Here is a 19402-nt window from a genome sequence, read left to right as displayed (position 1 = left end):
GACAGTGCAACCTCGACGACGAGGGGACCACCGTGCTCCTTCCGCCCACCCTCGTACCGCCGTCGCCGGGGGCGATCGCGCGGCTGGTCGCGGAGTCCCGGCAGCGGTCGCTCGCCCAGGCCCCGCCGCGCACCGCGGCGCGCCCGCGCCGGGCGCTGTCGACGGAGGACGCCGACCGGCGCCTGCGCTGCGGCCCGCTGGGCCGGCACGTGGGGCTGCTGCGCGAGCTGCTCGAGCCCGTGATGCGCCCGGGGCGGCTCGCGCTCGCCGTCGCGGACCCGGGCGCGCGCGTGCTGGCGGTGGTGGGCGACGACGACGCCTGCCGGCGTGCCCACGCGCTGGGGCTGCGTCCCGGCTACGACTGGTCCGAGGCCGCCGTCGGCACCAACGGCGTGGGGACCGCCGCCGCGTGCCGGGCGCCGGTGCGGGTCACCGGCCCCCAGCACCACGCCGACCTCGGGCCGGAGGTCGTGTCCTGGGCCGCGCCCGTGCGGGCCCCGGGCGGCGACGTCGTGGGGGTGCTCGGCCTGACGGGCCCCGCGCTCGCCGAGCGGGGGCAGGAGCTGGCCGTCCTGACGGCAGCCGCCGCGGCGGTCGAGGCACGGCTCGCGCTCGAGGACCTGCCCGCCGCGGGTGGCGGGGACTCCGGTGGCGCCGGGCCCGACGCCGTCGCCGTCGCGCACCTGCGGGCGCTGGGCCGCCGTCGCGCGGTGCTCGCCGCCGGCGGCTGCCGCGTCGAGCTCAGCGCCCGGCACTCGGAGATCGCGCTGCTGCTGGCGTGGTTCCCCGCCGGGCTGTCGGCCGAGCACCTCGCCGGGCTGCTCGAGCGCGGCCGGCGGGACGCCGTCGTCGTGCGCGCCGAGATGCGCCGGTTGCGCGAGGCGCTGGCCCCGCTCGGGCGTGCCGCCCGGCTGACGCCGCGGCCGTACCGGTTCGAGCGCACGCCGACCTGCGACGCCTGGCGAGTCGTCGACCTCGTGCGCACCGGCCGCCTGGCCGAGGCCGTGGCGGCGCACGCCGGCGGCGTGCTGCCCGGGTCCACCGCGCCCGGGATCGAGTCGGTGCGGCACGACGTGGCCCGGCGGCTGCGCACCGCGGTCCTCGAGCGCCACGACGCCGGGCTGCTGCTGGAGCTGGCCCGCTGCCCCGAGAACCACGACGACGCCGAGCTGTGGGATCGCGTCGCGGGCGCGTACGAGCCGGGCACGCCGGGGCGCGCCGAGGCCCTCGCCGAGCTCGAGCGCATCGACGCCGACCTGCGTGCGTGAGCCGCGCACGCGTCGCTACCTCTGCGCTACCCGGGGGCTCCTAGCGTCGCGGGCACCACCGCTTCAACGACGAACCGGAGGCTGCGATGAAGGTCCTGGCCGTGCTCTACCCCGACCCGGCCGGCGGGTATCCGCCGCAGTACGCGCGGGACTCGATCCCGGTGATCGACCGATATCCGAACGGGCAGACCACGCCCACCCCCAGCGGGCTCGACTTCACCCCGGGCGAGCTGCTCGGCAGCGTCTCGGGGGAGCTCGGGCTGCGCGGCTTCCTCGAGGCGGCGGGCCACAAGCTGGTCGTGACGAGCGACAAGGACCGCGAGGGCAGCGACTTCGACCGGGAGCTCGCCTCCGCCGACGTCGTCATCTCCCAGCCGTTCTGGCCCGCCTACCTCACGCGCGAGCGCATCGAGGCCGCGCCCAACCTCCGGCTGGCGATCACCGCGGGGATCGGCTCCGACCACGTGGACCTCGACGCGGCCATCGAGCACGGCATCACGGTGGCCGAGGTGACGTTCTCGAACTCGATCAGCGTGGCCGAGCACACGGTGATGATGATCCTGGCCCTCGTGCGCGACTACCTGCCCCAGTGGCAGGTGGTGAAGGACGGCGGCTGGGACATCGCCGACGTCGTCTCCCGCAGCTACGACCTCGAGGGCATGCACGTCGGCGCGTTCGGGGCCGGCCGGATCGGCACCGCCGTCCTGCGCCGCCTCAAGCCGTTCGACGTCCACCTGCACTACACCGACAAGCACCGGCTGCCGCCCGAGGTCGAGGCCGAGCTCGGCGTCGAGTGGCACGAGACGGTGCAGGACATGGTGCCGCAGTGCGACGTCGTCACCATCCACGCGCCGCTGCACCACGAGACCGAGGGGCTGTTCGACGAGGCGCTGCTGGGCACGATGCGGCGCGGCGCCTACCTGGTCGACACCGCGCGCGGCAAGATCTGCGACCGCGACGCGGTGGTGCGCGCCCTGGAGTCCGGCCAGCTGGCCGGCTACGCGGGCGACGTGTGGTTCCCCCAGCCGGCGCCGCCCGACCACCCGTGGCGCACGATGCCGCACCACGGCATGACGCCGCACACGTCCGGCACGTCGCTGTCGGCCCAGGCCCGCTACGCCGCGGGCACGCGCGAGATCCTCGAGTGCTTCCTCGAGGGCCGCCCGATCCGCGACGAGTACCTGATCGTCGACGGCGGGGCGCTCGCGGGCGCCGGGGCGCACTCGTACACCGCGGGCGGGCGCTGAGGCCTGCACCGCCACCCCCCCCGGGGGCCGAGCACAGGTCACCCGGGGCACCCCGAGAGGGAACACCCCCGAGAGGGAACACCCCGAGAGCGAACACCGAGGAGGAAGCACCCATGCCCGACAAGAACAGGGCCGTCGCCTTCAAGGGCCCGGGCAAGGTCGAGGTCATCGAGACCGAGTACCCCACGTTCGAGCTGAAGGACGGCCCGGGCGTCAACCCGGCCAACGTCGGCCGCAAGGTGCCGCACGGCGTCATCCTGCGGACCGTGGCGACCAACATCTGCGGGTCGGACCAGCACATGGTCCGCGGCCGCACCACCGCGCCCGAGGGCCTGGTCCTCGGCCACGAGATCACCGGCGAGGTCGTGGAGAAGGGCCCCGACGTCGAGTTCGTCAACATCGGCGACATCGTGTCGGTCCCGTTCAACATCTCCTGCGGCCGCTGTCGCAACTGCAAGGAGGGCAAGACCGGCATCTGCGAGAACGTCAACCCCGACCGGCCGGGCTCGGCCTACGGGTACGTGGACATGGGCGGCTGGGTCGGCGGCCAGGCGGAGTACGTGCTGGTGCCGTACGCCGACTGGAACTGCCTGGTGTTCCCCGACAAGGACCAGGCGATGGAGAAGATCCTCGACCTGACCATGCTGAGCGACATCTTCCCGACCGGCTTCCACGGGGCCAAGACCGGTGGCACGCAGGTCGGCTCCACCGTGTACGTCGCCGGCGCCGGCCCGGTGGGCCTCGCGACGGCGGTCAGCGCCCAGCTGCTCGGGGCGGCGGTGGTCATCGTCGGCGACCTCAACCCGCAGCGGCTGGAGCAGGCGCGGTCGTTCGGGTGCGAGACGATCGACGTGTCGGCCGGGCCCATCGAGGACCAGCTCGACCAGATCCTCGGCGTCCCGGAGGTCGACGTCGGCGTGGACGCCGTCGGCTTCGAGGCGCACGGGCACGGGTCCGAGGCGGGCCAGGAGAAGCCGGCGACGGTGCTCAACAGCCTCATGGCGGTGACCCGGGCCGGCGGCGCCCTCGGCATCCCCGGTCTGTACGTGACCGGTGACCCGGGCGCCCCGACGGAGGAGGCCAAGGTCGGCTCGCTGTCGCTGCGCCTCGGCCTCGGCTGGGCCAAGTCGCTGTCGTTCACCACCGGCCAGTGCCCCGTCATGCGCTACAACCGCGGCCTGATGAACGCGATCCTGCACGACAAGGTACAGATCGCGAAGGCCGTCAACGCGACGCCGATCCCGCTGGAGCAGGCGCCGCAGGGCTACCGGGACTTCGACCAGGGGGCGGCGCGCAAGTACGTGCTCAACCCGAACGGCTACATCAAGGCCGCCTGAGTCCCACGGCCGCTGCAGCCGGCCGCCGCCCGGGCGCCGGCGGGCAGCGCCGCGAGGATGCGCTCCACCGCGGCGTCGTCGTGCGCCGCCGAGACGAACCACGCCTCGAACACCGACGGCGGCAGGTTGACCCCGGCGTCGAGCATCGCGTGGAAGAACGCCCGGTACCGGAACGCCTCCTGCGCCTGCGCCTGGGCGTAGTCCCGCACGCCGTCGGCCTGCGCGCCCGGGCCGAAGAACACGCTGAACAGGCTGCCGGCGCGCTGCACGCGGTGCGGCACGCCCTCGGCCTCGAAGGCCTGCCCGACGGCGGTGGCCAGGGTGTCGGCCACCAGGTCGACGCGGGCGTACACGGCCTCGTCGGCCAGGCGCAGCGTCGTCAGGCCGGCGGCCACCGCCACCGGGTTCCCGGACAGCGTGCCGGCCTGGTAGACGGGGCCGAGCGGGGCGAGCTGGTCCATGATCGCGGCCGGGCCGCCGAGCGCGGCCACGGGCATGCCGCCGCCGATCACCTTGCCGAACGTGAACAGGTCCGGCACGTACTGCTCGGCGCCCTCGCGGGCGTTGTCGTAGCCCCAGAACCCGGCCGCGCTGACGCGGAAGCCGGTGAGCACCTCGTCGAGGATCAGCAGGGCGCCGTGCTCGCGGGTGATGCGGCGCAGGGCGGCGTTGAAGCCGGGCTCCGGCGGCACGATGCCCATGTTCGCGGGGGCGGCCTCGACGATGACCGCGGCGACCTGGTCGCCGCGCGCGGCGAAGGCCTCCTCGACGGCGGCGACGTCGTTGTAGGGCAGCACGAGCGTCTCGGCGGCCGACGCCGCGGTCACGCCGGCGGTGCCGGGCATCGCCAGCGTGGCGACGCCGGAGCCGGCCTCGGCCAGCAGCGCGTCGACGTGGCCGTGGTAGTTGCCGGCGAACTTCACGACCAGGGGCCGGCCGGTGACGCCGCGGGCCAGGCGGATCGCCGTCATCGTGGCCTCGGTGCCGGTGGAGACCAGGCGCACGCGCTCGGCGGCCGGCACGCGGCGGCGCACCTCCTCGGCCAGCTCCACCTCGGCCACCGTCGGGGCGCCGAAGCTCAGGCCGCGCGCGGCGGCGTCCTGCACGGCCGCGACGACCTCCGGGTGGGCGTGCCCGAGCAGCGCCGGCCCCCACGAGCCGACGAGGTCGACGTACTCGGTGCCCGCGACGTCGTACACGTACGCGCCCTGGGCGCGGGCGAGGAACCGCGGGTCGCCGCCCACCGAGCCGTAGGCCCGCACCGGGGAGTTGACCCCGCCGGGGATCGCGGCCTGGGCGCGCACGAAGGCGGCGTGGTTGTCCGTGGGCTGCTCGAGCGCCACCTGGGCGCCCTCCACCAGGCCGAAGCCCGAGGTGTCAGTCATGCTTCCTGGTTCCCTTCCGTGGCCTTCGCGGCCGGCGCGGCGACGTCCGCCCACAGCCACGCGGCGATCTCGATCGCCCAGTAGGTGAGGATCACGTCGGCGCCGGCGCGCTTGATGCCGAGCACCGACTCGAGGATCGACGCCTTGCGGTCGATCCAGCCGTTCGCGGCGGCGGCCTCGATCATCGCGTACTCGCCGGACACCTGGTAGGCGGCCACGGGCACGTCGGACCGGTCGGCCACCTGGCGCAGCACGTCGAGGTAGGACCCGGCGGGCTTGACCATGACCATGTCGGCGCCCTCGGCGAGGTCGAGGTCGGCCTCGCGCAGGCCCTCGCGGCCGTTGGCGGCGTCCATCTGGTAGGTGCGCCGGTCGCCCTGCAGCTCGCTGTCCACGGCCTCGCGGAACGGGCCGTAGAAGGGGCTGGCGTACTTGGCGCTGTAGGCGAGGATCGACACGTCGGTGAAGCCGGCGTCGTCGAGCGCGTCGCGGATCACCGCGACCTGGCCGTCCATCATCCCGGACGGGGAGATCACCTCGGCGCCGGCGCGGGCCTGCGCCACGGCCATGGCGGCGTAGCGCTCCAGCGTGGCGTCGTTGTCGACGACGATCTCGCCGTCGGGGCTGGTGGCCAGCACGCCGCAGTGGCCGTGGTCGGTGAACTCGTCGAGGCAGGTGTCGGCCATGACGACCGGGCCGGGGCGGTGCGTCTCGGCCTCGACGGTGCGCACGGCCTCGCGCGCGATGCGGATGCCGCGCTGCAGGATGCCGTCGGGGGCGTCGGCCTGCGAGCCGACGGCGTCACGCACGGCCGGGATGCCGAACAGCATCACGCCGCCGACGCCGGCGCGGGCGGCCGCCTCGACCGCCTGGCGCAGCGAGTCCTCGGTGTGCTGCAGCTGGCCGGGCATGCTCGTGATCGCCACGGGCTCGTCGATGCCCTCCTTGACGAACAGGGGCAGCACCAGGTCGGCGGCGGCGAGGCGCGCCTCCGCGACGAGGCGGCGCATGCGCGGGGTCGCGCGCAGGCGGCGGGGCCGGTAGACGATGCCGGAGCTCTGGCTCACAGGGGATCCTCCTCGATGGTGTCGGGGCGGGCGGTGGCGGGCTCCGACGGGGTGGCTGGGGCGGCGAGCGCGCGCACGACGGCGTCGGCGAGCGCGGCATCGGTGGGCGCGGTGGCGACGGCCGCGACGTCGAGCCCGACCTCGGCGGCGACCTCGGCGGACGGGCGGCCGATGCAGACGGTGGGCAGGGCGGTGCCGAGCTGGGCGGCGACCTGGCGCGCCACGCTGCCGGAGGTCAGCACGACGGCGTCGACGCCGGCGGCGGGGGCGGCGCCGTCGTCTGCGGCGCCGTCCGGCGTGGCGCCGTCGGGTGTGGCGGCGTCCGGCCCGGGCGCGGTGGCGCGCCGCACGACGTCGGCCGGCAGCGCGACCGGCACGGTGCGGTAGGCGACGACGACGTCGGGCTCCCACCCGCGGGCGGCGAGCCCGTCGCGCAGGATGGCGCGCGCGAGGTCGCCCTGGGGCAGCAGCACCCGCCGCGCGGGCCGCTCCACCCATCCCGGGTTGTCAGTACGGGCGCTGGCCATACCGTGCGCTGGTTCTGACAACCCGGCGTCACCCGCAGCGTTGTCAGTACGGGCGCCGGCCATACCGTGCGCTGGTTCTGACACGTCGGTGGGGGCGGAGGGCACGGCGGCGGGCGGGTCGGGGAAGACCGCCACCAGCCCCTCGGCGGACCGCTCGTGCTCGGGCACCAGGGCGACTGTCACGCCGAGCGCCTCCAGCGCACGCCGGGTGGTCGGCCCGACGGCCGCCCAGGCGACCGGCGCGCCGGCCAGCAGCGCCGCGGCATCCCCGGACGCCGTCGGGCCGCTGAGCGCCGCCGCCCCCCCGGGCGCCACGCGCGCCGCGGCCTCCTCGAGCGCCCGCACGGCGTTGACGCTGGTCAGGACCGCCCAGGCGTAGGCACCGTCGGCCAGGCGGAGCACCGCGGCCTCGAGCGCGGCCGGGTCGGGCGCGGGCTCGGTGCGGGTGGCCGGCGCGACGAGCACCGTGGCGCCCAGCGCCTCGAGGCGCGCGGCCAGCCCCGAGGCCCGCTCGGGGTCGCGGGGCAGCAGCACGGTCCGGCCGGCGAGCGGCAGGGTCACTGGCGCTCCGCGGGGTCGTCCGCGGCGGTGCCGACCTCGTCGAGGCCCGCGTCCCGGTGCGCGCGGGCGTGCCCGTCGCCGCTCGGCGCGCGCCGCGGGCTCGCCGGCTTCGCCTCGGTGTCCGCCCCCGGGGCGCCCGTCGGCGACGGGTCGACAGCGCCCTGCTGCGGGCGCGCGGTGCCGCTCGCCGCGAGGGGCGCCAGCCGGTCCGCGCCGTCCGCGAGCAGCGCCTCGGCCACGCGGACGCCGAGCTCGCGGGCGGCGTCGTCGTCGGCGGCCGGCTGGCGCCGCAGGGTCACCGACGCGCGGTGCTTGAGCTGCTCGGTGCCGTCGGTGCGGGCCACCACCGCGCCGAGCACGAGCTGGTCCTCGACGATGCGCGCGTGCGTGCCCACGGGCGCGGCGCAGCCGGCCTCGAGCCGGGCGAGCAGCGCCCGCTCGGCGAGCACGGCCAGGCGCGTGGGGCGGTGGTCCAGCGCGGCGAACGCCTCGGCGAGCGGACCGCCGGGCGCCACGTCCTCGCTGCGCGCCTCGACCGCCAGCGCGCCCTGCCCGGGGGCGGGGGCCACGACCGCGGGCTCGAGCGCCTCGGTGACCACGTCGGTGCGGCCCAGCCGCGCGAGGCCGGACCACGCGAGCACGACCGCGTCGAGGTCCGCGTCCGGGCCGAGCGCCCGGTTCAGCCGGGTGTCCACGTTGCCGCGGATGTCGACGACGTCGAGGTCCGGGCGCGCGGCGAGCAGCTGCGCGACGCGGCGCGGCGAGCCGGTGCCCACGCGGGCGCCGCGCGGCAGCTGCTCGAGCGTGAGCCCGTCACGGGCGCACAGGGCGTCGCGCGGGTCCTCCCGCTCGGGCGTGACGATCGTCAGGCCCTCGGCCGGGCGGGTGGGCAGGTCCTTGAGGGAGTGCACGGCGATGTCGCAGCGACCGTCGAGCAGCGCCTCGCGCACGGCGGTGACGAACACGCCGGTGCCCCCGAGGTTCGCGAGCGAGCCGGTGCGCACGTCGCCCTCGGTGCGGATGCGCACCAGCTCCACGGGCCGGCCCGTCAGCTCCTCGAGGCGGCGGGCCACGAGGCCCGACTGCGTGGTCGCGAGCGCGCTCCCGCGGGTGCCGAGGCGGATCGGGCGGCTCGGCGCAGCGGTCGACGTCGAGGAGGCGGGAGTCGTCACCTGCCCAGTGTCTCCCCGAGCCGGGCCCGCACGAAAACGCGCGGGGCGTCCTGTGGTCGGACTCACCGGGCCGCGTCAGTTCCGGGTCACGTTCCTGCTCACGCCGCCGTCAGCGCACCGCCCGACCGCTCGCGGCGGCCGCCCGCGCCGACGGGATCGTCCGCCACGCCACGACCGCGCCGAGCAGGGTCACCGCGGCCGCCACCAGCGACGTCGTCTGCATCGCACCCACGAACGCCTCCTGCGCCGCGTGCGCGGCGGGGTGCCCGGCCGGCAGCACGGACACCGCCGACGCCAGCGAGTCCTCGGCCGCGGCCCGCTCGGCCCCGGTCAGGCCCGCCGGGCAGCGCCAGCGACGAGCGGTACACGAGCGTCAGGAGCGAGCCGAGCACGGCGATCCCGAGCGCGACGCCCAGCTCGTACGCCGTCTCCGAGATGCCGGAGGCGGCGCCCGCCTTGTGGGGCGGCACGGCCGAGACGACGGCGTCGGTCGTGACGGTCTGCGCCAGCCCGACGCCGAGGCCGACCGGCACCAGGGCCAGGCCGAGCCACAGGTAGGACGCGGCACCCTCGGCCGCCGCCACGGTGATCAGGCCGGCGGCGGTGAGCAGCAGGCCGACGGCGATGGTGCGGCCGCGGCCGAGCCGCACGACGGCGGTGCCGACGACGGCCACGACGGCGATGGACGCCAGCGTGGCGGGCAGCTCCGCCAGCCCCGCCCGCAGGGGGCTGAACCCGCGGGCGAGCTGCAGGTACTGCGAGAAGAAGTAGAGCAGCCCCGTCAGGGCGAACACGCCGATGAAGTTGGCCAGCACCGCGCCGGAGAACGCCGGCGTGCGGAACAGCTCCACGTCGATCATCGGCGCGGCCAGGCGCCGCTGGCGGCGCACGAACGCCGTGCCGGCCAGGGCCGCCACGGCCGCGCAGGCGAGCCCGAGCAGGTCGACGCCCGCGGAGACCGTGTGCTTCACGGCGTAGACCAACGGCAGCACCGTGGCCAGCGACAGCGCGGCCGACGGCAGGTCGAACCGGCCGGGGTCGGGATCTTTCGACTCCGGCAGCAGCCACAGCCCGGCGACGACGAGCACCACCATCACCGGCACGTTGATGACGAAGACCGAGCCCCACCAGAAGTGCTCGAGCAGCGTGCCGCCCACGAGCGGGCCGAGCGCCGCGCCGCCGCCCGCCGCCGCCGACCAGACGGCGATCGCGCGGGTGCGCTCGACCGGGTCCGGGAACACGTTGCGGATGATCGACAGGGTCGACGGCATGATGGTCGAGCCGGCGACGCCGAGCAGCAGGCGCGCGGCGATGAGCATCTCGGGCGTCGAGGCGGACGCCGCGAGCAGCGAGGCGAGCCCGAACGCGGTGGCGCCGACCAGGAGCAGGCGCTTGCGCCCCACCCGGTCGGCCAGCGTGCCCATGACGACGAGCAGGCCGGAGAGGGCCAGCGAGTAGATGTCGCCGATCCACAGGATCTGCGTGGCGGTCGGGGCCAGGTCGCGGGTCAGCGAGGGCACGGCCAGCGACAGCACGGTGCCGTCGACCGCGAGCAGCAGGATCGCCAGCGTGAGCACCGCCAGCGCGGCCCAGCGGCGCCGCGCCGACAGCGCCGTGCCGGGCTCGGAGGTCTGGAGGGTCATGGTCAATACTGTACCGACCGGTCGGTACAGTATCCAGCCCGTACAGTGCGAGAGACCTGACACACCCGGGGAGGCGACACACGATGGGGCGCACGGCCGGCCGCACGCCGCAGGACACCCGCCGCCTGGTGCTCGACGCGGCCGCCGAGGTGATCCGCACGCACGGCGTCGCGGCGTCGCTCGACGTCGTCGCGCAGCACGCGGGCGTGTCCAAGGGCGGGCTGCTCTACCACTTCCCCAGCAAGGACGCGCTGGTGGTGGCGCTGGCGCAGGAGATGAACGAGGCGTTCCGCGGCGCGGTGCGGGCGCACGTCGACCCCGCCGACGCCGGTCCGGGCCGGCTGACCCGGGCGTACGTGCGCGCGTCGCTCGCCGAGGTGGCCGAGGAGTCCGAGGCGCGCGAGCGCATCGCGCTGACCGCGCAGCTCATCACCGTGCCCGCCGTGGCCCGGCTCGCGCAGGAGGACACCGCGTGGTGGGAGCGGGAGCTCGCCGGCGACGGGCTCCCGCCCGAGGCCCAGGCGGTGGTCGTGGCGGCCGCCGACGGGATCAGCGGGGCGCCCCTGTGGGGCGCGACGCCCGACCAGGAGCGCCTGGACCTGCTGCGCACCCGGCTCCTGGCGATGATCGACGAGGCCGTCGCGGAGGCCTGACCCGCGGGACCCGGGCGCTCCGCGTCCGCGGCGCCCGCTACAGCCCGGAGGCCAGCCGCGCCAGGGTGACGGCGGCCGGGTCGGCGCTCGCGTGCCGCCAGCCGGTCCCGGCCCAGAGGTTGACGGCGGAGGCGTCGCCCGCCGCGGTCGCGGCCGCGCGCAGCGGACGGGTCAGGTGGTGCAGCGCCGGGTAGCCCACGGGCGCGGCGGCGTCGTGCTCCGCGACGAAGCGGTTGACCAGCGCGCGAGCGACGCGCCCGGTGAAGGCCCGGGTCAGGGCCGTGCGGTCGTGGCGCGGGTCGGCGAGGGCGTCCTTGTGCACCGCCGAGGCGCCGCTCTCCGGGCTGCGCAGGACGGCGGTCCCGACCGCCACCGCCTGTGCCCCGGCGGCGAGGGCCGCCGTGACGTCGTCCCGCGTGGCGATCCCGCCGGCCGCGACGACCGGCAGGTCGGTCGCGGCCGCGACGGCGCGCACGAGGTCCGGCAGCGGCGTGGCGGAGGGCAGCGCGGCGGGGTCCAGGACGCCGGAGTGCCCGCCGGCGGCCGCGGCCTGCACGACCAGGGCGTCCACGCCGCGCTCCGCGGCGGCCCGGGCCTCGGCGGCGCCGGTCACGGTCTGCAGGGTCACGCTGCCGCGGGCCCGCAGCCGGCGCACGGTGTCCGCCGCGGGCAGGCCGAACGTGAAGCTCACGACCGGCACGGGGTCGGTGAGCAGGAGCTCCACCTTGGCGTCCCAGGCGTCGTCGTCCTCCAGGACGTCGGGCAGGTCGGGCACGCCGAGCCGCGCCGCCGTCGGGCGCAGCGCCTCGCGGTAGCGCCGGTACGCCGCCGCGTCCACGCGCGCGGGGTTCGGCACGAACAGGTTGACGCCGAACGCCTCGACGCCCGCCTCTCGCACGGCGCGCACCTGCGCGCCGAGCTGATCGGCGCTCCGGTACCCGCCCGCGAGCTGGGCAAGGTGCCCCGCCCCGGCGGCGGCGCGTACGAGCGCCGGGGTCGAGGGACCGCCGGCCATGGGTGCCACGAGGACCGGGACGCTCGCGCCGAGGGGGTCCGGCAGCGTCCGGCTCACGGCGCTACCGTCACCGCTGCCGTCACCACCACCGTCACGACCGCCGTCACCACCACCGTCACCACCACCGCCGCCGTCATAGCTCGGCCACGGTCTCGGTCGCGTGGCCGACGATGGACGCCAGGCCGGTGCCGGCCACCCAGCCGCCGACGACGGCGAGGCCCGGCGCGGCCTGCACCGCCGCCAGGAAGTCGCCGAGCGCCGCACGGTAGGCGGGCGTGGGCGGCGGCAGGGAGCCGTCCCAGCGCTGCACCAGGTGGTCGCGCACGCGCCCGGCCAGGTCGACGCCCAGCAGCACCGAGGCGTCGTGCGTCGCCTGCGCCACGTCGGGCTCGACCGGGGCCTCGCCGATGCGCCCGTAGCTCAGCCGCACCACGTGCACGCCGTCGCCGGCCGCCGCGCGCACGCGCGCCGCGAGCCAGGGCCACTTGGCCGTCGCGTGGGTGAACGCCTTGGCCCGCACGCCGGCGCCGGGCCCGCCGGGGCCGGTGCCCGCACCCGGACCGGACGTCGCGTCCGGGGCGACGAGCATGCCCGTGCCGCGGGGCGCGGCGTCGAGCTCGGGGACGTCGAGCAGCAGCGTGACCAGCGCGATCGGGGCGCCGGGCTCCGGCGTCGGGGCGGTGGCGCCGCCGAGGGCGGGGGAGAGCAGGGCGGCGACGGCGGGCGTCGCGACCACCAGGCGCGGGGCGCGCAGCCGGGCGCCGGTCGCCGTCGTCACGAGCCACGCCCCGCCGGCCTGGTCCTCGCCGCCGAGGCCCGGGTCGCCGGAGCCGGACCCGGCCGCGGCGCCGCCCTCGGAGCCGGGGCCGGGCGCCGGCAGCCGCTCGATCCCGACCACCCGCTGGCCGGTGCGCACGCCGGCGTGCGCGAGGTCGCCGTCGGACACCTGCGCCCAGCCCTCGGCGTCGGCGTTGAGCTCGCCCACGACGGCCTCGACGATGCCGTGGACGCCGCCGTCGATGCCGCGCACGGCCGAGCCGGCTGGCGCGGCGCGGCGCTGGGCGGCCACGGCCCGCGAGAGCGACCCCTCCCGGTGGAACGCCTCGAGCAGCCCGGGCGCCACCGCGGCGACGTCGAGCTTGTCGAGCGGGGCGGAGTGCACGCCGGCGGCCACGGGGGTCACGAGCCGGTCGGCGACGCGACGGCCCAGGCGCGAGCGCACGAGCGTGGCGAGCGACGAGGTGTCGGCGAACCGGGCGGGCAGCACGCGGTCGAGCGCGCCGCGCAGCGCGCCGGGCCAGCCGATCGCCCGGCGGACGTCCGGCGCCCAGGGCACCGACGGGATGCCGAGGATGCCCGCGCGGGGGAGCGGGAACGTGCGGCCGGCGGCGTACCCCCAGGCCTGCGCGGCGGCGGGGGAGACGACGGCGAGGCCCAGCTCCTTGGCGAGCGCCGTGACCGCCTCGCCACGGGCCGCGTACGACTCGACGCCGAGGTCGAGCGGCACGGACGGCAGCGACGCGAACGCCCCGCCGCGCACCGGGCCGCCCGGCAGGGCGGCCGCCTCCAGGACGACGGTGTGCAGGCCCCGGCGCACGAGGGTCCGGGCGGCCACCAGGCCGCCGACGCCCCCGCCGACGACGATCGCGTCGACGTCCTCGACCCGCGCGCGGCCGCCCGCGCCCACGGCCGCCTCGCTCACCGCCGGCTCACAGCGAGTGGACCAGCTCGACGAGGCGGGTCAGGGCGGCGGGGTCCGTGGCGGGCGGCACGCCGTGGCCCAGGTTCACCACGTGCCCGGGCGCCCCGGCGCCGCGGTCGACGACGTCCTGCACGTGCTCGGCGAGCACCTCCCACGGTGCCGCCAGCAGCGCCGGGTCGACGTTGCCCTGCACGGCGACGCCCGGGCCGAGCAGGTCGAGCGCCTCGTCCAGCGGGGTGCGGTAGTCGACGCCGACGGCGGTGTGGGTGAGGCCGGCGTCGCGCACGACGTCGCGCATCGCGCCCAGCAGGTGGCCGGTGCCGGTGCCGAAGTGGATGGCCGGGACGCCGGGGGCCTGCGTCGCGTCGGAGCCCGCCCGCAGGTCGGCCACGTGCGCCAGCGCGCGGGTGGACGCCGGCGCGACGTACGCGCCGTAGTCGGCCAGCGACAGCGAGCCGGCCCAGGAGTCGAACAGCTGCACGGCCGAGGCGCCCGCGAGGACCTGGGCGCGCAGGAACCGGCCGGTGAGGTCGGCGGTCCAGGCGGTCAGCCGGGCCCACGTCTCGGGGTCGGCGTGCATGAGGGTGCGGGCGGCCAGGTGGTCGCGCGAGGGGCGGCCCTCCACCAGGTAGGCGGCCAGCGTGAATGGCGCACCGCCGAACCCGATGAGCGGGGTGGTCTCGCCGCGCGGGGCGCCGACGGACTCGGTGAGCTCGTCCAGCCCCGCGGCCGTGAGCGCCACCGCCTCGGCGATCGGGGCCAGCGCCTCGTCCGTCAGCTCGCGCTCGGTGAGCCGGGCGACGTCGTCGGCGGTGCGGTACGGCTGGTCCATCACCGGGCCCACGCCCGGCTGGATCTCGACGCCGACGCCCGCGAGCCTCAGGGGCACCACGATGTCGGAGAAGAAGATCGCCGCGTCGACGTGGTGGCGGCGCACCGGCTGCAGCGTGATCTCCGCGGCGAGCGGCGGCGTCAGGCAGGCCTCGAGCATGGCCGTGCCCTCGCGCGCCTCGCGGTACTCCGGCAGCGAGCGGCCGGCCTGGCGCATGAACCACACGGGCAGCGTCTCGGGGCGGTCCCCGCGCAGCGCGCGCACCAGCGGCGAGCGCGCCGTGCGCCCGTCGACGAGCGGGTGGTCGACGGGCAGCGGCGTCGTCGCGTCCGAGCCGGGGACGGGGGCCGCGGGAGTGGGAGATGTCACGGAGATCGATTCTGCCCCGGGCCGCAGAGGCGAATAAAGTCGGATCATTGTGGTTCTCCTCTCCCTGACCGCCAGCCACCGCGAGCTCGACCTCGACGCTCTCGAGCGTCTGTCCACGGGTTCCGCCTCCGTCGGCCGCACCGTCGTGCGGTCCTGCGAGCCCGTGCAGGGCGCCGTGGTCATCTCGACCTGCAACCGGTTCGAGCTCTACCTGGACGTCGAGGCGCCGCTCGACGGCGAGGGCGTCCGCCACGCCACCAAGCACGTCGCGCGGCTCGTCGCCGAGGCGTCCGGCGTGACCCCCGAGACGGCCGCGGAGTCCTTCACCGTGCGCACCGGCTCCGAGGTGCCCACCCACCTGTTCTCCGTGGCCTCCGGCCTGGACTCGATGGTGGTGGGCGAGCGGGAGATCGCCGGGCAGGTCAAGCGCTCCCTCGAGGTCTCGCGGGCCGAGGGCACCACGTCCAAGACGCTCGAGCTGCTCTTCCAGACCGCCTCGCGCACGTCCAAGCGGGTCGGCGCGCACACCACGCTGGGCTCGACCGGCCGCTCGCTGGTCAAGCTCGGCCTGGACCTGGCCGGGGAGTCCCTGCCGGACTGGCGCGTGGTGCGCACCGTGCTCATCGGCACCGGCTCGTACGCGGGCGCCTCCGTGGCCGCCCTGCGCCAGCGCGGCAGCGACGACATCCGCGTGTACTCCCAGTCCGGCCGCGCGGCAGTGTTCGCCGAGTCGCACGAGGTCGTGGCGCTGGACGGCGACCGCGAGGCGCTGGTCGAGGCGCTCGCCGAGGCCGACCTCGTGGTGTCGGTGTCCGGGGCGCGCGGCCGCCGCACGGTCGCCGCGCTCGACGGCGCGTCCGACGCCGGGTCCGGTGCCGACCCCGCCGGCCAGGCCCGCGGTCCCGAGGCGAGCATCGAGTACGTGCTCGACGCCGCCGCCGTCGCCCGCGCCCGGCTGCGCGCCGCGGCGCAGCACGGCGACGAGGCCGAGGGGCGCCCGCTGGTGGTCCTCGACCTCGCGCTGCACCGCGACGTCGACCCGGGCGTCGCCGACGTCGAGGGCGTGCTGCTGTACGACCTGCAGGCGCTCAAGGCGCACGCGCCCGCCACGGCCCGCGCCGTCGTCGACCACGCCCGCGAGATCGTCCAGGACGCCGCGCGCGAGTTCGAGGAGCACCAGGTGGGCCGGGAGGCCGACGCCGCCGTCGTCGCGCTGCTCGACGAGGCCGAGGAGCAGGCCCGCGCGGAGATCGACGAGGCCGTGGGCCGCCTGCGCGCCGAGCTGCGCGAGCGCGGCGAGGTGGACGCCGTGGGCCGTCCGGCCGAGCCGGACGAGGCCGACGTCGAGGCGATCGCCCGCGAGGTGCGCAAGCGCGTGCACGCCTCCCTGCACGACCGGATCGTGGCCGTGCGCGCCGAGGCCGTGGCCCGGGCGCGCGCCGCCGAGCGCGACGTCGTCAGCGCCGCCGAGGCCGAGGCCGCTCGCGCCGCGGCCGACCAGCCCGCGCGCTGAGCCGAGGCTCCGCCGCTCGCCCCGCGCGGTGACGGGCACGGGTCTACCCTGATGGTCGCCGCGGGCGACCACCTCGCGGCGTGCGTCGACGGCGACGACCCCGCCCGGCGCACCGTCCGGGAGGGGAGGACCGATGACGCACCGCAACGCCCCGGTCGCCGAGGAGGAGACCGCCGTCGAGCCGGCCGTCGTGCGCCGCGCCGCGGCCGCGGGCCTGGTGGGCACCGCGCTCGAGCAGTACGACTTCGTCATCTACGGCACCGCCGCCGCGATCGTCTTCAACACGCTGTTCTTCCCCGAGGTCTCGCCGGCCGTCGGCGTCATCTCCTCGCTCGGCACGTACGCCGTCGGCTTCGCCGCGCGACCGCTGGGCGGGCTGTTCTTCTCCCGCTACGGCGACCGGCTGGGGCGCAAGTGGGTGCTGGTGGGCACGCTCTTCCTCATGGGTGTCGCCACCTTCGCGATCGGCCTGCTGCCCACCTACGAGCAGGTGGGCCTCCTCGCCCCGGTCCTGCTGGTGGTGTGCCGCATCCTGCAGGGCTTCGGCGCCGGGGCCGAGCAGGCGGGTGGCGTGACCCTGCTGGCCGAGACGGCCCGGGCCTCCCGCCGCGGCTTCTACGCCTCGCTGGTCTTCGTGGGGGCGGCGCTCGGCTCCGTGCTCGGCGCCCTGGCGTGGCTGTGGGCGCAGCGGCTCGACGAGGCCGCGCTGACCTCCTGGGGCTGGCGGGCCGTCTTCTTCACCTCGGCGCTCGTCACCGTGGCCGCCTACGTCTTCCGGCGGCGGCTGAACGAGTCGCCGGTGTTCGAGCAGGCCACCAAGGGCCAGATCGGCCGCAAGGACACACCGATCGGCGACGTCCTGCGCCACGGGCGCCCGGCCCTGTGGCGGGTGTTCCTGATCAACATGGGGTCGAACGGGCAGTCGTACGTCTACCAGGTGTTCATGGGCTCCTACCTGGTGACCTGGCTCGGCGTCGAGGCGGCGTTCATCCCCGAGGTGCTGCTCTACGGCGCGCTCGGTGCCTGCCTGGCCGCCGTGGCCGCCGGCTGGGCCACGGACCGGGTGGGGCGCAAGCCCGTGATCCTCGCCGTGCTCGGCTTCCTGTTCTTCTTCCCCGTCCCCGCGTTCCTGCTGCTGCAGACCAGGAACGAGGTGCTCATCGGCCTCGTGGTGGTCGTCGGCTTCATGGTCGCCGGCTACGGCACCGTGGGCAGCCAGGGGGCCTTCTACGCCGAGATGTTCGGCTCCCGGTACCGGTACGCGGGCATCTCCCTGGCCCGGGAGTTCTCCTCGGTCTTCGGCGGCGGCATCGCCCCGCTGGTCTCCTCCGCGCTGATCACCTGGGCGTCGGGCAGCTGGTGGCCAGTGGCGGTCTACATGATGGCGATGATCGCGCTGTCGTTCGTCGGGGCGCTGCTGTCGCCGGAGACCCGCGGGCGCGACCTGAGGCTCGAGCAGGACGCCGTGGGCTGACGTGCCCGCGCCGGCGGCGGTGAGCGCCGTCAGACCCACGACGCGTGGTCGGTGCCCCACGGCCGCGCCGGGTCGAGGTAGTCGTCGAAGCCGGGCAGCGCCGGGCGCGCCGTCGTCACGATCGGAGCGCGCCCGTGGCTGGCCGCGAACCCCGGCGGCACGACGGCGGCCGGCGGGTGCTCGGGGTCGCGGGCGCCGCCGGGCACGCCGGGGTCGAGCAGCCACGCGGCGGTGCGGGCCAGGGACACCGACACGTCCCGGCCGCGTCCGTCGGCGCGGCGGGCCAGCAGCGCGTCGATCACGCCGGCCGCCAGCAGGTACCCCGACCCGTGGTCGAGCGCCTGGCACGGCAGCGCGGCGGGCCGCCCGCCGGCGGCGGCAGCGGGGCCGCCCTCCACGACCGCGATGCCCGACGCCGCCTGCACGATCGAGTCGAAGCCCCGCCGCGGCGCCCACGGACCCTCGGCGCCCCAGGCGTCCACGCGGGCGTGCACGACGCCCGGCGGCACCTGCAGCCCGAGGGCCTCCAGCGACCCCGGCCGGTAGCCCGTGACGAGGACGTCGGCCTCGGCCAGCAGCCGGTGCGCGCGCTCGAGGTCGCCGTCCCCGCGCAGGTCCAGCAGGGCGGTGCGCTTGCCGTGCCCGGTGTCGAGGTGCACCCAGCGGATCTCGGCCGGCACCGGCGGGTCGACCCGCAGCACCTGCGCCCCCAGCAGCGCCAGGGTGCGGGTGGCCACGGGCCCGGCGAGGACCCGCGTCAGGTCGAGCACGCGGACGCCGGTCAGCGGCCGCCGGGCGTCCCACGGCGCCGCGTGGCGGGCGGCGCCGCCGGCCTCGCCGGGCGCCCCGGCCTGGGCGCCCGCCTCCGCGCTCGTCCCCGCCGGGGGCCCTGGGGCCGCGCCGGCCCGGTCCCACGCGCGGGACGACTCGTGCCGCCCCGGCTCCACCGGCCCGTCGTCGCGCGCCTCGACGCGCACCAGCGGCCCGCCGGCCGCCGCGCGCCCCGCCGCGGACTCGCGCCACTCGTCCTCGGTGCGCACGCGCACGACGATCGCCCCGGCCTGCGTCGCGGCGTCCTCCAGCGCCTGCGCCGAGCGCCGGGCGATCGTGGCCGCCGCCTCCTCGCGGCTGGCGCCGTCGTGCAGGCCGAGCAGCCCGAGCAGCCGCGTGCGGTGGTGCGGGTAGTTGGCGTGCGTGCGCACCCAGCCGTCGGCGGCGCGGAAGAAGCCGGACAGCGGGGCGAAGGCCTCGACCTCGAGGCCGTCGAGCCGGAAGAGCCGCTCGGAGGAGAACGCCGCCGCGATCCGGTCGGGCTCCAGGGGCGCGGTGGCGAGGGCGCCGGTGGCGCCCGCGCGCACCGCGGCCCGCCGCACGGCCTCCACCGAGCCCATCGCCAGGTCCAGCGCGGGCAGCGTCGCGGCGAGCCACGGCCGGTCGTCGGGCTCGGGCGGGGGAGCGTCCGCCGGGGCGGGCAGCCGCGCCGCGGCGAGGGCGTCGGCGTCGACGCCGGTCCCGGTCTCGTAGGCCGCCACGAGCTCGCGCCATGCGTCCACAGCACGACGGTACGCAACGCCCGGCCACCCGCACCCGGCGGCCGGGCGGTCGCCCGGGGCACCCGAGCCCCCCGACACCCGGGC

15 protein-coding genes are annotated in these 19402 nt (G+C 77.1%); 6 read left to right on the top strand and 9 right to left on the bottom strand.

Going from position 1 to position 19402, the window contains the following annotated elements; translation table 11 throughout:
• Positions 1–32: 32 nt before the first annotated feature.
• The 3 genes from GSF02_RS03120 to fdhA all read left to right on the top strand — a co-directional run bounded on the left by GSF02_RS03120 (position 33) and on the right by fdhA (position 3852).
• The gene (locus GSF02_RS03120) at positions 33–1268 is read left to right on the top strand and encodes a GAF domain-containing protein (protein WP_159792648.1); all 1236 of its coding nucleotides are present in this window, start codon (positions 33–35) and stop codon (positions 1266–1268) included.
• Between the two features lie 86 nt (positions 1269–1354).
• Positions 1355–2515, top strand: a complete 1161-nt coding sequence (locus GSF02_RS03115) for an NAD-dependent formate dehydrogenase (protein ID WP_159792646.1) — start codon at positions 1355–1357, stop codon at positions 2513–2515.
• Between the two features lie 113 nt (positions 2516–2628).
• On the top strand, positions 2629–3852 hold the full coding sequence (gene fdhA, locus GSF02_RS03110) for a formaldehyde dehydrogenase, glutathione-independent (protein ID WP_159792644.1): 1224 nt from the start codon (positions 2629–2631) through the stop codon (positions 3850–3852).
• On the opposite strand, the gene hemL is transcribed toward fdhA, so the two are convergent.
• The 5 genes from hemL to GSF02_RS03085 form a co-directional block, all read right to left on the bottom strand.
• Positions 3834–5237, bottom strand: coding sequence for a glutamate-1-semialdehyde 2,1-aminomutase (hemL, locus tag GSF02_RS03105; protein ID WP_159792642.1), 1404 nt, complete (start codon positions 5235–5237; stop codon positions 3834–3836). The genes fdhA and hemL overlap by 19 nt on opposite strands.
• A complete protein-coding gene (gene hemB, locus GSF02_RS03100) occupies positions 5234–6304 on the bottom strand; it encodes a porphobilinogen synthase (protein WP_268892833.1) in 1071 nt (356 codons plus the stop codon). Before hemB ends, hemL begins: the two co-directional genes overlap by 4 nt.
• Positions 6301–7392, bottom strand: a complete 1092-nt coding sequence (locus GSF02_RS03095) for a uroporphyrinogen-III synthase (RefSeq protein WP_159792640.1) — start codon at positions 7390–7392, stop codon at positions 6301–6303. The genes hemB and GSF02_RS03095 overlap by 4 nt, the downstream gene beginning before the upstream one ends.
• On the bottom strand, positions 7389–8564 hold the full coding sequence (gene hemC / locus GSF02_RS03090) for a hydroxymethylbilane synthase (RefSeq protein ID WP_201308759.1): 1176 nt from the start codon (positions 8562–8564) through the stop codon (positions 7389–7391). The genes GSF02_RS03095 and hemC overlap by 4 nt, the downstream gene beginning before the upstream one ends.
• Before the next feature lie 98 nt (positions 8565–8662).
• Positions 8663–10207, bottom strand: a complete 1545-nt coding sequence (locus GSF02_RS03085; protein WP_328798990.1) for an MFS transporter — start codon at positions 10205–10207, stop codon at positions 8663–8665.
• A gap of 83 nt (positions 10208–10290) precedes the next feature.
• Here GSF02_RS03085 and GSF02_RS03080 point away from each other — a divergent pair, with 83 nt between their 5' ends.
• The gene (locus tag GSF02_RS03080; protein ID WP_159792638.1) at positions 10291–10860 is read left to right on the top strand and encodes a TetR/AcrR family transcriptional regulator; all 570 of its coding nucleotides are present in this window, start codon (positions 10291–10293) and stop codon (positions 10858–10860) included.
• A 37-nt stretch (positions 10861–10897) separates the two neighbouring features.
• Here the strand turns inward: GSF02_RS03080 and GSF02_RS03075 are convergent, their stop codons facing one another.
• The 3 genes from GSF02_RS03075 to hemE all read right to left on the bottom strand — a co-directional run bounded on the left by GSF02_RS03075 (position 10898) and on the right by hemE (position 14778).
• Positions 10898–11932, bottom strand: a complete 1035-nt coding sequence (locus GSF02_RS03075; protein ID WP_159792636.1) for a nitronate monooxygenase — start codon at positions 11930–11932, stop codon at positions 10898–10900.
• A gap of 76 nt (positions 11933–12008) precedes the next feature.
• On the bottom strand, positions 12009–13577 hold the full coding sequence (locus GSF02_RS03070) for a protoporphyrinogen/coproporphyrinogen oxidase (RefSeq protein WP_159792634.1): 1569 nt from the start codon (positions 13575–13577) through the stop codon (positions 12009–12011).
• A gap of 7 nt (positions 13578–13584) precedes the next feature.
• Positions 13585–14778: a uroporphyrinogen decarboxylase gene (gene hemE / locus GSF02_RS03065; protein WP_408003852.1), complete on the bottom strand. Its 1194-nt coding sequence runs from the start codon at positions 14776–14778 to the stop codon at positions 13585–13587.
• A gap of 49 nt (positions 14779–14827) precedes the next feature.
• On the opposite strand from hemE, the gene GSF02_RS03060 reads away from it, so the two are divergent.
• Complete coding sequence (locus tag GSF02_RS03060; protein ID WP_159792630.1) at positions 14828–16291, top strand: glutamyl-tRNA reductase; 1464 nt, start codon at positions 14828–14830, stop codon at positions 16289–16291.
• A gap of 133 nt (positions 16292–16424) precedes the next feature.
• Positions 16425–17765 (top strand): MFS transporter, encoded by a 1341-nt coding sequence (locus tag GSF02_RS03055; RefSeq protein WP_159792628.1) that lies wholly within the window; start codon positions 16425–16427, stop codon positions 17763–17765.
• A 29-nt stretch (positions 17766–17794) separates the two neighbouring features.
• Here GSF02_RS03055 and GSF02_RS03050 read toward each other — a convergent pair whose 3' ends face one another.
• Complete coding sequence (locus tag GSF02_RS03050; protein WP_235915328.1) at positions 17795–19318, bottom strand: CoA transferase; 1524 nt, start codon at positions 19316–19318, stop codon at positions 17795–17797.
• Positions 19319–19402 lie beyond the last annotated feature (84 nt).

Origin of the sequence: Puerhibacterium puerhi, assembly GCF_009846865.1 — a bacterium.
Lineage (GTDB): Bacteria > Actinomycetota > Actinomycetes > Actinomycetales > Cellulomonadaceae > Puerhibacterium > Puerhibacterium puerhi.
The sequence above is the reverse complement of the archived record's forward strand: the minus strand, read 5'-3'. Positions and strand labels throughout refer to the sequence as shown.